The organism is Lelliottia sp. EB106-05-01-XG201 (assembly GCF_058791735.1).
On record NZ_JBYTDV010000001.1, the window covers coordinates 923,489 to 936,755 of the forward strand.

The 13,267-nt window shown below is 54.6% G+C and carries 11 protein-coding genes; 7 read left to right on the top strand and 4 right to left on the bottom strand.

Annotated elements, in window-relative coordinates:
- Positions 1 to 38 precede the first annotated feature (38 nt).
- Entirely contained in the window at positions 39 to 3,722 is a 3,684-nt protein-coding gene (locus tag AC3WS9_RS04375; protein ID WP_492486925.1) for an Ig-like domain-containing protein, read from the bottom strand.
- Between the two features lie 674 nt (positions 3,723 to 4,396).
- Between AC3WS9_RS04375 and yjdI the strand changes: the two genes are divergently transcribed.
- Genes yjdI through AC3WS9_RS04390 form a run of 3 tightly spaced genes read left to right on the top strand, consistent with a single transcriptional unit; the run spans position 4,397 to position 5,439 of the window.
- Positions 4,397 to 4,627, top strand: coding sequence for a 4Fe-4S mono-cluster protein YjdI (gene yjdI, locus AC3WS9_RS04380; protein WP_285143774.1), 231 nt, complete (start codon positions 4,397 to 4,399; stop codon positions 4,625 to 4,627).
- Between the two features lie 10 nt (positions 4,628 to 4,637).
- Positions 4,638 to 4,910, top strand: coding sequence for a GNAT family N-acetyltransferase (locus tag AC3WS9_RS04385; protein WP_492486928.1), 273 nt, complete (start codon positions 4,638 to 4,640; stop codon positions 4,908 to 4,910).
- Positions 4,894 to 5,439 carry a GNAT family N-acetyltransferase gene (locus AC3WS9_RS04390; RefSeq protein ID WP_492486930.1) on the top strand — a complete coding sequence of 182 codons (546 nt, stop codon included), beginning with the start codon at positions 4,894 to 4,896 and terminating at the stop codon, positions 5,437 to 5,439. The genes AC3WS9_RS04385 and AC3WS9_RS04390 overlap by 17 nt, the downstream gene beginning before the upstream one ends.
- A gap of 69 nt (positions 5,440 to 5,508) precedes the next feature.
- On the opposite strand, the gene AC3WS9_RS04395 is transcribed toward AC3WS9_RS04390, so the two are convergent.
- A complete protein-coding gene (locus tag AC3WS9_RS04395; RefSeq protein ID WP_285150902.1) occupies positions 5,509 to 6,738 on the bottom strand; it encodes an amino acid permease in 1,230 nt (409 codons plus the stop codon).
- Positions 6,739 to 6,857: 119 nt separating this feature from the next.
- The gene (locus AC3WS9_RS04400) at positions 6,858 to 7,316 is read right to left on the bottom strand and encodes a multidrug/biocide efflux PACE transporter (RefSeq protein WP_492486933.1); all 459 of its coding nucleotides are present in this window, start codon (positions 7,314 to 7,316) and stop codon (positions 6,858 to 6,860) included.
- Positions 7,317 to 7,419: 103 nt separating this feature from the next.
- On the opposite strand from AC3WS9_RS04400, the gene AC3WS9_RS04405 reads away from it, so the two are divergent.
- The 3 genes from AC3WS9_RS04405 (at position 7,420) to AC3WS9_RS04415 (ending at position 10,570) form a co-directional block, all read left to right on the top strand.
- The gene (locus AC3WS9_RS04405; protein WP_282494458.1) at positions 7,420 to 8,286 is read left to right on the top strand and encodes a LysR family transcriptional regulator; all 867 of its coding nucleotides are present in this window, start codon (positions 7,420 to 7,422) and stop codon (positions 8,284 to 8,286) included.
- Between the two features lie 94 nt (positions 8,287 to 8,380).
- Entirely contained in the window at positions 8,381 to 9,559 is a 1,179-nt protein-coding gene (locus AC3WS9_RS04410; protein ID WP_282494459.1) for an acetyl-CoA C-acetyltransferase, read from the top strand.
- Between the two features lie 327 nt (positions 9,560 to 9,886).
- On the top strand, positions 9,887 to 10,570 hold the full coding sequence (locus tag AC3WS9_RS04415) for an oligogalacturonate-specific porin KdgM family protein (protein WP_282494460.1): 684 nt from the start codon (positions 9,887 to 9,889) through the stop codon (positions 10,568 to 10,570).
- Between the two features lie 217 nt (positions 10,571 to 10,787).
- Here AC3WS9_RS04415 and AC3WS9_RS04420 read toward each other — a convergent pair whose 3' ends face one another.
- Complete coding sequence (locus AC3WS9_RS04420; RefSeq protein WP_285154002.1) at positions 10,788 to 11,963, bottom strand: oligogalacturonate lyase family protein; 1,176 nt, start codon at positions 11,961 to 11,963, stop codon at positions 10,788 to 10,790.
- A 417-nt stretch (positions 11,964 to 12,380) separates the two neighbouring features.
- Between AC3WS9_RS04420 and kduI the strand changes: the two genes are divergently transcribed.
- On the top strand, positions 12,381 to 13,217 hold the full coding sequence (kduI, locus tag AC3WS9_RS04425) for a 5-dehydro-4-deoxy-D-glucuronate isomerase (protein ID WP_282494462.1): 837 nt from the start codon (positions 12,381 to 12,383) through the stop codon (positions 13,215 to 13,217).
- The last annotated feature ends 50 nt before the right edge of the window (positions 13,218 to 13,267 follow it).

Here is a 13,267-nt window from a genome sequence, read left to right on the forward strand (position 1 = left end):
AAAATCGCTTCTCTACGCTCAGGCTTCAGATAACGTGATTACGCAATTTGCATGTTGTTCTGCACCCAGACCTGGGTGTGGTGGTCATCGTCGTAGGTGTAAAGATTGTAAGATTGCCCGTCTTTGCACCCGGTGGCGGTCATCGTCCACTTCTCCTGGTCAAGATCCACCGTGTCGTTTGCCCCGCCGGTAATAAACAATTTATCGCCGCCCGAGGTGGTTTTAAGCACGTCGTCGATGGAGAGCGTTAAGGTGTTTGCCCCGTTGCTGGCATTCAAATCAATGGTTTCGATATGGCTGAATTTCGCCAGCGCGTCGCTGTTCACGTTGCCGTCGTTGGCGATAACGACCGTATCGTTGCCTGCGCCGCCGTCGACGTGAGCAATGGTGTTGCTGTCGACCATAATGCGGTCGTCACCGTTGCCGCCGTTGACGGTCGCGGAGGCCAGATGGGCGTCAATAACGTCTGAGCCATCGCTGCCGGTGAAGGTCGTGGTCTCTGGTGCCAGATGATATTCCGAACCGTTGTCCGGCGTGGCGCTCTCTGCCCCGGAGGTGCGTAAAGAGCCATCGTCGTTATAGATTGCGTACATCACCGTGCTGGTGTTGTCGGTCAGGTTGCTTTCGCTCCAGTTCACCACGTAGCCGCCGTCATCGAGAGCCGTGACGCTGGAGTCGTTGATGGCGTTTCCGTGGCCGGAATCAATCTGCATTTCCGAGCCCACTTTCACGCAGTCCATATCGAACAGCTGCGCTTCCAGATGCTCTTTGCCGTCGGCGGCGGTTGAGGTCCAGGTGACGATAAAGCCGCCGTTATCAAGCGCACTGACGTCGTAGGCCTCTTTAAAGGTGCCGTCGATCAGACCCTGGGTGCCCTCGGTGACGGTGTTCACGCACTGCGGGTTGCCGAGCGCGATAAACTGTCCGTTAGAGACGCTAAGATGCTGGGCGTAAATATCGCCGTGATCCTGTGGGTTAAGGCTGACGTAAGTCGCCACCAGCGAGCCGTCGTCGAGCGTCACGATTTTGGGATCAAGACCGGAATGCGACAGCACCACGTCACTGGTGATGTGCTTGCCTGTCGTCGCGTCCACCAGGGTGATTTTGATTTCCGGCGTGGTGGTGTCTGACATCTCGGCGTTTTTGCCCATCGACTGCCAGATCACCGCGTAGGTATTCTCCCCGCACTGGGTGCCGTCCAGACCGATGCTTGCGCCGACGGAGTCCCCGTTGGTGCCAAAAATCCACTGGGCAATCTGGTTGATCGTGCCGTTATGATCGCTTCCGGAGATAAAGCCGTTTTCATCCAGGCCAGAGACAATATTGCGTACCTGGTCGTACTGGAAGTCCGTGGTTTGCACCAGGTTGCCATTTTCGTCCGGGGCAAATTCCACGCCCCAGACCAGGCTACCGGCGCTGCCGGTGCTGATATCTACCCATTCAAGAATGCTGTCGACCACGTTCTCGATAGGTTCAACCAGCACTTTGCACAGGAAGTCGCCGATGCTGCTCATCCCCAGGTCATCGCAGAAATCGTGGATAAAGCCGCTGATATCGAGACGATCGATCAGGGTGCCGCTATCCAGCCCTTCGGAATAACGCGAGCCGACAAAGACCACGCTGCCATCATCCATCTGGATAATGTTCGCGCCAAAAGTACCCGAACCGTAGAGCAGGCTGGCGAGACGATCGCTCAGGCCATCGACCAGCGTTTTTTCCAGCCCATCAATATCGACGCCAAAAATCTCGCCGATCGGCTGGATCACTTTATCGATGGCGTTCCAGACGACATCCACGGCGCCGTTGATCGCATCGGCAATGTGCTGGCCGAGAATCGAATCCAGCAGACCGTTCAGGCCGCCTTGATCTTCCGTAGCCACGACGGTCTGCGGACCATCGGTGATCGGCGTGCCGTCGGCGGTGAAACGCTCGTAAACGGCTGTGGTGCCGGTGTAGCCCAGATCGCCCGGCGTGCCTTCCGCGTAGAACACGGTGATGGAGCCGTCGACAGGGGAGACGGACACGTCAAAGTTGTTCAGCCCCTGCAAGCCGTCTGTCGTCGTGTAGCCGTCCATGGTGTTTTCCTGACCGACTGTCAGGGTGTTCACCACCTGGCCTTTATCATCGTAGATATTGATTTTGATATCGTAATATTCGGAGCCCGCGCTTTCCGGCTGGGCCCAGGCAATCAAATATCCGCCGCCAGGCATGGCGCGCGTAATGCTCTGCGTGGTGTTGATCCCGTTATCGGTTTCCACCGTGTGGATCACGTCGTCCGGGGTGATCACATTCAGATTGCCCTGACCGCTGATGTAGTTAACGGTGATCGCAGAGGTCTGGTTATCGCATGAGGACGTCGCTTCGGCGCTCGCGTGGGTAACGGCGGAGAAGGTGTTGCTGCCCTGCGCTAAATTATCGAGGGTGATCTGCCACTGGCCGTCGGCGCCGACCTGGGTGGTGGCGACGACGTTGCCGTTGCTGTCCACGACGTCAATTTCGCTGCCAGGCTCGCCCATCCCGTGCACCGTCGGGGAGGTGCTGAGCGTGCTGTTGGTCATCTCAATGGTGCCGTCAGGCGTATCGCTGATGCCGAGAATGGTTGGCGCGGCGTTCAGCGGCAGGTGTACCGTGGTGCTGTTCCCGGCGGTGTCGGTGATGGTCAGCACCGAGGTGCCCGGAATCAGGACCTGATCGACCAGAGCAAAGCTGTACTTCCCCTCGGCGTCGGCTTTGATGGAGTAGTCGGCTTTGCCGTCGCCATCCACATCAAGACTGACAATCGCATTCGCTTCCGTAACGCCAGACAACGCCGTCAGGTCGGTGGTCACATCCAGCGATACCACGTCCGGCGCGTGGAAATCGACGGTAATGGAGGTCTGGTTTTTAGCACCGTTTTCGTCGACGACCCAGGCGGTGACGCTCTGGTTATCCGCCAGATGCGGCTCGCACGACGGCACGCTCCAGCTGCCTTTCGCATCGCTGGTGGCGGTGTAATCGGGTTTCCCGTCACCGTTGGTGTCGATCATGATTTTGGCGTTGGGGGTGTCCGTGGTGCCATGCAGCGAGGAGCCGTTGGAGACATCCATCGTTACCGCATGGGCGTAGCCTTTGTTGGCATCAGGATCGGGTGGAACCGGCGTGTCGCCGCCGTTATCGTCGTCACCGCCGCCACCATTGCTGTCGCTGTGGTGGTCATCATCGTCGTCATCGTTATTCGCCAGCAGGGCGATGGTCCCGGCAATCAGAGCGACGCCACCCAGACCCAGCGCCACCCACAGCGGATCGACTTCCGATTTACTCTCCTGTTCACCCGTTCCTGCGGCAGCTGCTTCACCTGCCTGGTGGGAATAATATTCCTGGCCGGATACCATTTGCCGTAATTGTTCCGGAGGATAAGAAACAACGGGCTGACCGTTGGCATAAATATGTTCATCACCCAGAACATATTCTTTATGTCCGGTGCCAACGTCATTCATGGTCAGGGATTTCATATCTTTATTTGCAGGGCCAAAGAAATGGTCAATCACAACGGATTTTCCATCGGCACTGTTGATCACTAACTGCTCCCCGTTTCGCGTCATGTTCTGAATATCACCTGCCTGTTTTTCAATAGAAAAACGTGACCCCGGCATGGCGGATACGAACGTGGTGTTGTTATTTTGCGACAGGGCTATTTCATGCGCATGTTGTCCGGTTTGCTGCATCAAAAGTTTAAACGTCATTTTTCATTCCATCCATTGCTATGTTTCTGTCGAGTTACTTTGAAGTAAGAGTCTTTTGCCAGAAATTATCCAGTTACGCCTTTTTGACGCTGGGTACTATATATTCGAGACAGAGTGCATAACAGTGAAATTTACAGGGTGAATCTTATCCTCTTATTTCGTAAATATCATAATGGAACGGGGTAAATACTATTTACTTTTTGGTGAAAACTTTTAAAAGCTACAATTATAGTAGTGGCTTAAAAAGTTCAAGAAATAAATTGGGTCGCATAAAGTACGGGAAGGGCATGAATGGCCCGATAAAAGACATAAAGCGAGTTGACATCGCTATAGCATAAGGGTAAATAAAGTGAGAGGGTTAAGTTTGTGTTTTACAATAGTTTTTCATTAATTAATATTTATCATGAATAGATAACGCGCGAATCATTCATGATGCAAAAACCGTTATAAATATAAAATGGGATGCTATTGAGTATTCTTGCCTCGAAATAAAGCGTGGGGATAATTTGATAATAAGTTTAATCCAGCTAACCTAAAAAAAGCGGATGCGGGAATGGCTTAACGACAGGTGATTCGGCTACCAGGTAGAAACTCAATGAGACTGTCACCCAATACATTCGTCTTTATCGGCGCTATGCTTATCCCGAACCTATAACAATAACGGAGAGACTGTCGTGGATAAGGATTTACTGGAAGCGGGATACCGGGCGTATACCGGTGAGAAAATTGATGTCTACTTCAATACGGGAATGTGCCAGCACTCGGGAAACTGCGTGCGCGGCAGCAGCAAGCTGTTTAATCTGAAACGTAAGCCGTGGATCATCCCGGATGAAGTGGACGTTGAAACGGTCAAGAGCGTGATCGATACCTGCCCGAGCGGTGCGCTGAAGTACCGCCAGAAATAAGCGAGGAACCATGAATATTCTGGAAGGCCATAACAAGTTTTACGTCAACGATGCGCAGGGTAATCAGGTCGCCGAAATTGTGTTTGTCCCGACGGGAGAGCACCTGAGCATCATTGAGCACACGGATGTCGACGCCAGCCTGAAAGGGCAGGGCGTGGGCAAACAGCTGGTGGCGAAAGTCGTTGAAAAGATGCGGGCGGAAAATCGCAAGGTTATCCCGCTCTGTCCGTTCGCCAAACACGAGTTTGATAAGACGCGGGAATACGATGATATCCGTGCCTGAGAAGATTGAGACGCCCCGACTGCTCCTCCGCCAGTGGACGCCCGCCGATCTGGCCCCTTTCGCGACGCTGAACGGCGATCCCGAGGTGATGCGATTTTTCCCCGCGCCCTTAACGCGCGAAGAGAGCGATACTCTCGCCGGGCGATTCCGCGAGGGCATTGACGAGCGTGGCTGGGGTTTTTGGGCCGTTGAGGCAAAAGAGAGCGGTGAGTTTGTCGGCTGCGTTGGTTTGCATCCTCAGCCCGATCGTTTTGCCTTTTCGCCTTGTACCGAAATTGGCTGGCGTCTGGCGAAAGCCTTCTGGCATCAGGGGCTGGCGCACGAGGCGGCTGCGGCGGCGCTGGAGTTTGGCTTTGAAACGCTGGCGCTGCGTGAGGTGGTCTCTTTTACATCAGTGCTGAATACGCCGTCTGAGAGTTTGATGAAACGGCTGGGGATGACCAGAGCAGGGGAGTTTTTACATCCTGCACTCCCGCCCGATCATCGTCTGGCAAAGCATGTGCTCTATCGTATAGTACGGAATGTGTAGGCCCGATAAGCGAAGCGCCATCGGGCGCTTTTTGCCGGGGGCGCTGCGCTTGCCCGGCCTACAGAAGTGTTACCCGACAAACATCACCGACACGCACAGCACGCCGACAATCAGCGTCAGCAGATTGCCGAAAGAACGGTACGGTTTGAGCGCCGGAATGAGGTAGGTCGAAAGCGTCGGCATGATGAATAAAATCATGGCTATCAGCGGCCCGCTGATGGCGTAGATCATCGAAATCGCGTTCGGGTTGATGCAGCACACCACAAAGGTAATGAACGACACCGCCATGATCGACAGGGCGCGGTTAAAGGCGCGGCTCTTCTTAATCCCTACCTGATTCAGCGACGACTTAACGATCTCCGTCGCCCCTTCAATCACCCCAAAATAGGTGCCGAGGAAGGATTTCGACATCGCCACAATCGCCACCGCGATACCCGAAATACCCAGCCAGGCCGGGGATGACGGCATCATGGAGAGCGCAGAAAGAATCGTCACCCCTTCCTCTTTAGCCGCCACGATGTACGACGGCGGAATCGACAGCAGGCAGCTGAAGACAAAGAACAGCACGCTCAGGCAAATGATCAGGTACGCGACCTTCATGATTTTTTTGCATTTACCCATTGCCGCATCGCCGTACTTTTCGCGTCTGTCGACGGCAAAGGTAGAGATGATCGGCGTATGGCTAAAAGCGAAAACCATCACTGGAATAGAAATCCATACCTGGTGCAGGGTGTGCTGATCGAACGCCATCTGGCTGGTTAACAGCGACGGCTGCCAGCGGGTGGTGAGGTACAGCGACACAAACAGGAAGTAGGCGATCAGCGGGAAGACCAGGAACCCCATCACTTTGATGGTGACGTGGCGGCCCGTTAAGAAGATCAGATTCAGCACCATCACCACCCCGAGACTCACCAGCACGCGCACGGTGGTGTCGACGGTCAGATGTTTCGCCAGCTGTTCGGTGATCGAATTGGTGATCGCCACGGCGTAAATCAGTACCACCACAAAGAAGGCGACAAAGTAGAGCGTGGTGATCAGATTGCCGATCTTTTTGCCGTAGTAGTGCGTCACCGCACTGGTGATCCCTTCGCTGCCTTTGGCGTTCGACGACAGGATGAACTGGGCCAGCGCTTTGTGCGGCCAGTAGGTTAATGGATAAGCCACGAGGGCGGTAATTAGCAGGACAATCGCGCCTGCGGAGCCGAGCTGAATGGGCAAGAACAGGGTTCCTGCGCCCACGGCAGTGCCATAGAGGGCGAAACTCCAGAGAGTCTCTTCTTTTGACCAAATTTTCGACATTAGAGCAACGTATCAACTATAAAACGAACAAAAAGAAGCGTAATTTACCATAATTATGGATGGAAGGCGCAGTTGACGTCGCGGGGAGAGGCCGGAAGGGGCTTCCGGCCTGGTGGGGATCAGTTCGCCAGGGCGCGTCGTTGCTGGCGTCGCTTGATAAATTTATCGCGCAGCGTGTCGTACGCCCAGTTATAGAACATGGTGTACGGCAGGAAGAACAGGAAGAAACCTATTTCCAGGGTGAATGCCTGTAGCAGCGTGACGCCGAGCACCGCCGAAACGATCGACACCCCGATCACGATAAAGCCACACTCAAAGCCCAGGGCATGGAAGGCGCGGACTTTCGCGGTACGGGTGACGCGGTGAACCGGCCAGAAGCGGTCGAAGCCGAAGTTATAGATGATGTTCCAGACCATCGCCGTCGTTGCCAGGATAATGGTGAGCCCGCCCATCTCCATTACCGAACGCTGCATTAACCAGGCGGCGGTCGGCGCCAGGATCGCTGTCGCGATCCCCTCGAAGCACACCGCGTGGAAGACGCGCTCCGGCAGTTTTCGTTTTTGTACATCGTGTTGCATAACCTGACCTCATGAATTCGCCAGAATGGGCGTTGATGCGAGCTATTTTTATCGTTATTTGTGATATATAAAAGATACTATCCATCGATAAAATAGATACTTCATGCGCTACTCCCCCGAAGCTCTGAACGCCTTCGTTGAAACCGTCGCCACCGGCTCGTTCTCCGCGGCGGCGCGACGCCTGCGTAAAAGCCAGTCCACTGTCAGCACCGCGATTGCCAATCTCGAAGCCGATCTGGGTTTTGCGCTGTTTGATCGCTCCGCGCGCCAGCCCGTTCTGACTGAACAGGGCGAACAGGTGTTGGGCTACGTGCAGTCGATTCTGGCCGCCAGCGCGCGGCTGGATGAGCTGGCGGTCTCCCTGACGGCGCAGACCGAAGCCCGGCTGACCTTTGTGCTCTCGGACACGCTCAACCCGGACGTGCTGGAGGATCTGATGATCCAGTTCGACAGGCGCTTTCCGCACACGGAGTTTGAGTGCCTGATTGGCGAGGAGGAGGACGTGATCGATCTCCTGCAAAAAGAGCGCGCGCAGATTGGCCTCACGGAGGCGCGCGACGTTTATCCCACCGGGATCGGCGTGATCCGCCTGCCGATGCAAACCCAGATGGCGATCTATGTCTCGACCACCCATCCGCTCGCGGCGCAGGGCCGGGTGGAAGTCGATGAACTGCACGGCTGGCGCGAACTGCAGCTCAGCACCTATCTGGAACGCGAAACCCCCCAGGTGCGCGGCCCGATCTGGTCCGCGCCCAACTATCTGTTACTTCTCAGCATGGCAGTGCAGGGCTTCGGCTGGTGCGCGCTGCCCTGTGCGCTGGTAGAAGAGTTCGCCGCCGCCAAAAGTCTGGTGCAAATCAGCGTTCCCGGCTGGCCGCGCTCGGTCGCCATCGATCTTCTGTGGAACAAACGCAGCCCGCCAGGCGTCGCCGGAAGCTGGCTGCGCCAGTATCTGCAGGACGCGCGCTAATCCTGTGACAAAACTCACTTTTTTTAAACAATTACGTTAATTGTTGATAACAATGCATCTACTATCAGCGGTGTCATTTTGCGCAGAGGTAGAGATGAAAGATGTCGTGATAGTGGGTGCGTTGCGTACGGCTATCGGCTGTTTTCAGGGCGCGCTGGCACGCCACTCGGCGGTTGAACTGGGGAGCGTGGTCGTGAAAGCCCTGGTCGAACGCAGTGGGATTGCCGCCCATGAAATTGATGAAGTGATCCTGGGCCAGGTGCTGACGGCGGGCGCCGGGCAGAACCCTGCGCGTCAGGCGGCGCTGAAAGGCGGGCTGCCGAATACGGTCTCGGCGATCACCATCAACGACGTCTGCGGCTCGGGGCTGAAAGCGCTGCATCTCGCGACCCAGGCGATTCAGTGCGGAGAGGCCGACGTGATCATCGCCGGCGGCCAGGAGAACATGAGCCGCGCGCCGCACGTTCTCACCGACAGTCGAACCGGCGCACAGCTTGGCAATAGCCAGCTGCTCGACAGCCTGGTACACGACGGCCTGTGGGATGCGTTCAACGATTATCATATGGGCGTGACGGCGGAAAATCTGGCGCGGGAGTATGGCATCAGCCGTGAGCTACAGGATGCCTACGCCCTCAGCTCGCAGCAAAAAGCGCGCGCCGCCATCGACTCCGGGCGTTTTCGCGATGAAATCGTGCCGGTGAATACGCTGCATCAAAACGGTCAACTGCTGATTGTCGACACCGACGAACAGCCGCGCACGGACGCCAGCGCCGAAGGGCTAGCGATGCTCAATCCTGCCTTTGAAACGCTCGGCTCGGTGACGGCGGGTAACGCCTCGTCGATCAACGACGGCGCGGCGGCGGTGATGATGATGAGCGAAAGCAAAGCCGAAGAGCTGAATCTTCCTGTGCTGGCGCGCATCAAAGCCTTTGCCAGCGTGGGCGTCGATCCTGCCCTGATGGGGATCGCGCCGGTGTACGCCACGCGTCGCTGTCTGGAGCGTGCGGGTTGGCAGCTTGGCGATGTGGATCTGATCGAAGTGAACGAAGCCTTTGCTGCCCAGGCGATCTCGGTCGGGAAAATGCTGGAGTGGGATCCGAGCCGGGTGAATGTCAACGGCGGCGCGATTGCGCTCGGCCACCCGATTGGCGCGTCCGGCTGTCGTATTTTGGTCTCGCTGGTGCATGAGATGACCAAGCGCAACGCGCGCAAAGGGTTAGCCACCCTGTGTATTGGCGGCGGGCAGGGCGTGGCGCTAGCCATCGAAAGATAGTCCGCAGAAAATAACATTTTTGCGAAGCCTCCTTATTGGAGGCTTTTTTGTATCCGTCTGAAATCTATTTTTACCCTTATGAGATGATTCTAAAGGCTCCGGTTAAATCCAAAAGCTTCGTGTTCTGATCAAATACCCTCATTGTGTGATCTTAAACCTGAAATTCCCTTTTAATGCCCTGCGTTTGTTGATGGCTGTCACGTCGATCTTTGCCAAAAAAAGTGAAACAAATAATTACGATCTTGATCACTAAAATACCGGTGGTTAAAAAATAAAATGCAATTTCATAAAAACGAAACATCATTTTATTTACTTGAGGGTTTTTGCATGTTTAAGAAATCTCTGGTCCTTGCTTCTCTCGTTGGTGCGTCTTTTGCAGCTCAGGCTGTGACCGTTGACTTACGTCACGAATATATCGACAGCGGCTCTAACGCCGACCGTGTCTCCGTGTCACACCGCTTCGCCAATGGCTTAGGTTTCTCCGTGGAAGCGAAGTGGAAATCCGGCGGCGACAAAGCGGATCAGCCGTTTGCTGATGTCGTGGGTAACGGCCATGAAGACCAGATTAGCTGGCGCTGGAAAGCCACCGACAATATTGCGCTGACACCGGCATTTACTATCGAAAGTAATGACAGCCGTACCATCTATAAACCGAATCTGCATTTGCAATACAGTTTCGACAGCGGTTTCTACGTGGCTGCCCGTTATCGTTATGAATATACTCGCTACCCATCCAGCTCAAATAAAGACGACGATAAAGTGAATCGTGGCGATGCGTGGGTGGGTTGGGTGATGGGCGATTTCCGTACCGAGCTGAATTATGTTTATGCGAAGAGTTCAGAAGGGATGATTCGTAATAACAATAAAGATTATTCTAACGAATATAACGCCAAGCTGGCTTACAAATGGGATAAAAACTGGGCGCCGTATGTGGAAGTGGGCAACGTGGGCGTGAAAGATACCGACGAGCGTCAGACCCGTTTCCGTTTAGGTGTGGCGTATTCCTTCTAAAAAATAATAAGCAGTACCTCCGGGAAAAAGCCGGCTCCATTGTGAGCCGGCTTTTTGCGTTCATATCAAACCGGTTTTGTAGGCCGGTGCAAGCGCAGCGCCACCCGGCAAAAGCGCCCGATGGCGCTTCGCTTATCGGGCCTACAAAACACATTAAATTCGTCAAAAAAAAGCCCTCCAGGAGGAGGGCAAGGCCAGTTACAGAAACACTAACTAATCATGCATGCAACATTTCAGGTTGCTCGGGGAGTTTCGCGATATAGAGGGCCGGTTTGCCGTCTTTATCGGAACTGAACAGTACCGCTTTATCATCCGGGGTAAAGGATGGATGCGGGTGAGTCACCTGACGGCTGTTCGCCACGGTGGCCCAGGAGGTGTCATGCCGGGCGATGCGGAAGTGCGCTTTCTTCGCCACGTCAAAAGCATAAAGATAAGGATCGTTATCGATGGTATACCCGCTGGTGTCTTTCACATCCACCGGCGTGCCGGAGCCGTCGCCGACCAGCAGCGTGCCGTCGAAGTTACTCATCAAATGGGAGCAAGCGGGCATCTGCATTACCGCTTCGTTGACGCCGGTATCCGGGTTGAAGCTGTAAATGGTACGGCCCTGCTGGCCCTTCAGATAGGAGACATACACCAGCGCGGAGCCGTTCGGCACCCAGAATTCATGGGTGCAGCTCTCGCCTTCGGCGTGCTCTTTCACTTTGCGCACGTTGCTCCCGTCTTCATTCACCATCCACATCCGCGCATCGACCAGGTCGTGCGGCCCTTCATGGCAGAAGGCGACGGTGTTGTCGTCGAACGGGCGATAGATCGGGTGGCCGAGCCAGTTCTTCTCTTCATGAATGGTCGCGCTTGCGCCGGTTTTCAGATCCACGCGCAGCAGGCGGCAGTGCGGTCCCTTGTGGAAGAAGTCGTGGAAAATTTTCCAGTCGTTGAGCGGCGTCCAGTCACTTTTTGCGATCTCGATTCCGACCAGTTTGGTGCAATCGCTGTTGGCGACCCAGGTGCCGTAGCCAACCCACTCGTCGGAGACGCGATACACTTCGCGCTCGACCAGCGTCTCAAGATTCACTTCCAGCAGGGTGCGATCGTTTTTGACGTAATAGAGGGACTTATCGTCCGGCGACAGAAAACCGCCGAAGGTGTTATCCCCCGCGCCTTCCGTCAGCTGCACCGCTTCGGCTTTTTTCAGATCCAGCAGGTAGTAGTTCCAGTGGCCGTCGAACTCCCCGGCGAACAGCAGGTGGCTGCCATCATTAAAGAAGCACTTCTGATAAAAGTAGTTTCGATGACAGGTGATTTCCGGTGGGGTCAGGCGGGTGATTTCCACGCCCGTATCCGGATCCTGGCTGACGTCATAGTTCAGCGTGACCCGCATACCTTTAGCCATGATGTGCTCCTTCAAGCGATAAGTTAAAAACTGAGTATTAAATTATCAAAACATCGTTTCAATGTGTGTGACTGATGGCGCACTTTGTAAGATTAATTGTCGGCGGTGATGAGTATCTTTGATTTTGAACAGCGAATGTTTTCTCTGCTGTCAAAACTTAAAGGTTTTATAATTTATTGTTTACTATGATAAATGTTCTGTCCTGTTTTCCCTTCAAACACATCGCAAGCCGCGTCAACTCTCAACAATCGTGATCCAAACTACACTTCTGCCAATAACATGCAGAAAAAGTGAAACAACGTTTTAAATGTAATTGAAAACCCATTTCGCAGCGGATACTATGTCCCCATCGAGAAAACGGAACGTTGTTTCGTTAATTATCCTGGCCCTCGGGCACGATCAATTCTGGAGGTAAATGTGGACGTCAGACAAAGCATCCACAGCGCGCACGCTAAGACACTGGATACTCAGGGGCTGCGCGATGAGTTTTTAGTTGAGAAGGTGTTTGTTGCTGATGAGTACACCATGGTGTACAGCCACATCGACCGCATCATTGTCGGCGGCATTATGCCAGCCAGCAAAACCGTCTCTGTGGGCGGCGAAGTGGGTAAACAGCTGGGCGTGAGCTATTTCCTCGAGCGCCGCGAGCTGGGTGTGATCAACATCGGCGGGCCGGGCACCATCACCGTTGACGGCAAGTGCTTTGAAATCGGTCATCGTGATGCCCTCTATGTCGGTAAAGGCGCGCAGGAAGTGGTGTTCGCCAGCATCGATAGCAGCAAACCGGCGAAGTTCTACTACAACTGCGCTCCGGCTCACACGGCCTACCCGACCAAAAAAGTGACGCCTGCGGACGTCGCGCCGGTCACCCTCGGCGACAACCTCACCAGCAACCGCCGCACCATCAACAAATACTTCGTTCCCGATGTGCTGGAAACCTGCCAGCTCAGCATGGGCCTGACCGAACTCGACCCAGGCAATCTGTGGAACACCATGCCGTGCCATACCCATGAGCGCCGCATGGAAGTGTACTTCTATTTCAACATGGACGAAGACGCCTGCGTGTTCCACATGATGGGGCAGCCGCAAGAGACGCGCCATATCGTGATGCAAAACGAACAGGCGGTGATTTCGCCGAGCTGGTCCATTCACTCAGGTGTTGGCACCAAAGCCTATACCTTCATCTGGGGGATGGTCGGTGAAAACCAGGTCTTCGATGACATGGACCACGTCGCTGTTAAGGATCTGCGCTAGTCGCGGGCAGTTGAGCATAAACCTGCCTGTTCGTGACAGGCTCTGAAAGA

Bases quoted from the DNA above. Each gene is read 5' to 3' on its own strand.
- AC3WS9_RS04405 (WP_282494458.1), top strand. From the start codon at position 7,420: ATGCGCTACTCCCCCGAAGCTCTGAACGCCTTCGTTGAAACCGTCGCC.
- AC3WS9_RS04385 (WP_492486928.1), top strand. From the start codon at position 4,638: ATGAATATTCTGGAAGGCCATAACAAGTTTTACGTCAACGATGCGCAG.
- AC3WS9_RS04395 (WP_285150902.1), bottom strand. From the start codon at position 6,738: ATGTCGAAAATTTGGTCAAAAGAAGAGACTCTCTGGAGTTTCGCCCTC.
- AC3WS9_RS04410 (WP_282494459.1), top strand. From the start codon at position 8,381: ATGAAAGATGTCGTGATAGTGGGTGCGTTGCGTACGGCTATCGGCTGT.
- AC3WS9_RS04415 (WP_282494460.1), top strand. From the start codon at position 9,887: ATGTTTAAGAAATCTCTGGTCCTTGCTTCTCTCGTTGGTGCGTCTTTT.
- AC3WS9_RS04420 (WP_285154002.1), bottom strand. From the start codon at position 11,963: ATGGCTAAAGGTATGCGGGTCACGCTGAACTATGACGTCAGCCAGGAT.
- AC3WS9_RS04375 (WP_492486925.1), bottom strand. From the start codon at position 3,722: ATGACGTTTAAACTTTTGATGCAGCAAACCGGACAACATGCGCATGAA.
- AC3WS9_RS04390 (WP_492486930.1), top strand. From the start codon at position 4,894: ATGATATCCGTGCCTGAGAAGATTGAGACGCCCCGACTGCTCCTCCGC.
- AC3WS9_RS04400 (WP_492486933.1), bottom strand. From the start codon at position 7,316: ATGCAACACGATGTACAAAAACGAAAACTGCCGGAGCGCGTCTTCCAC.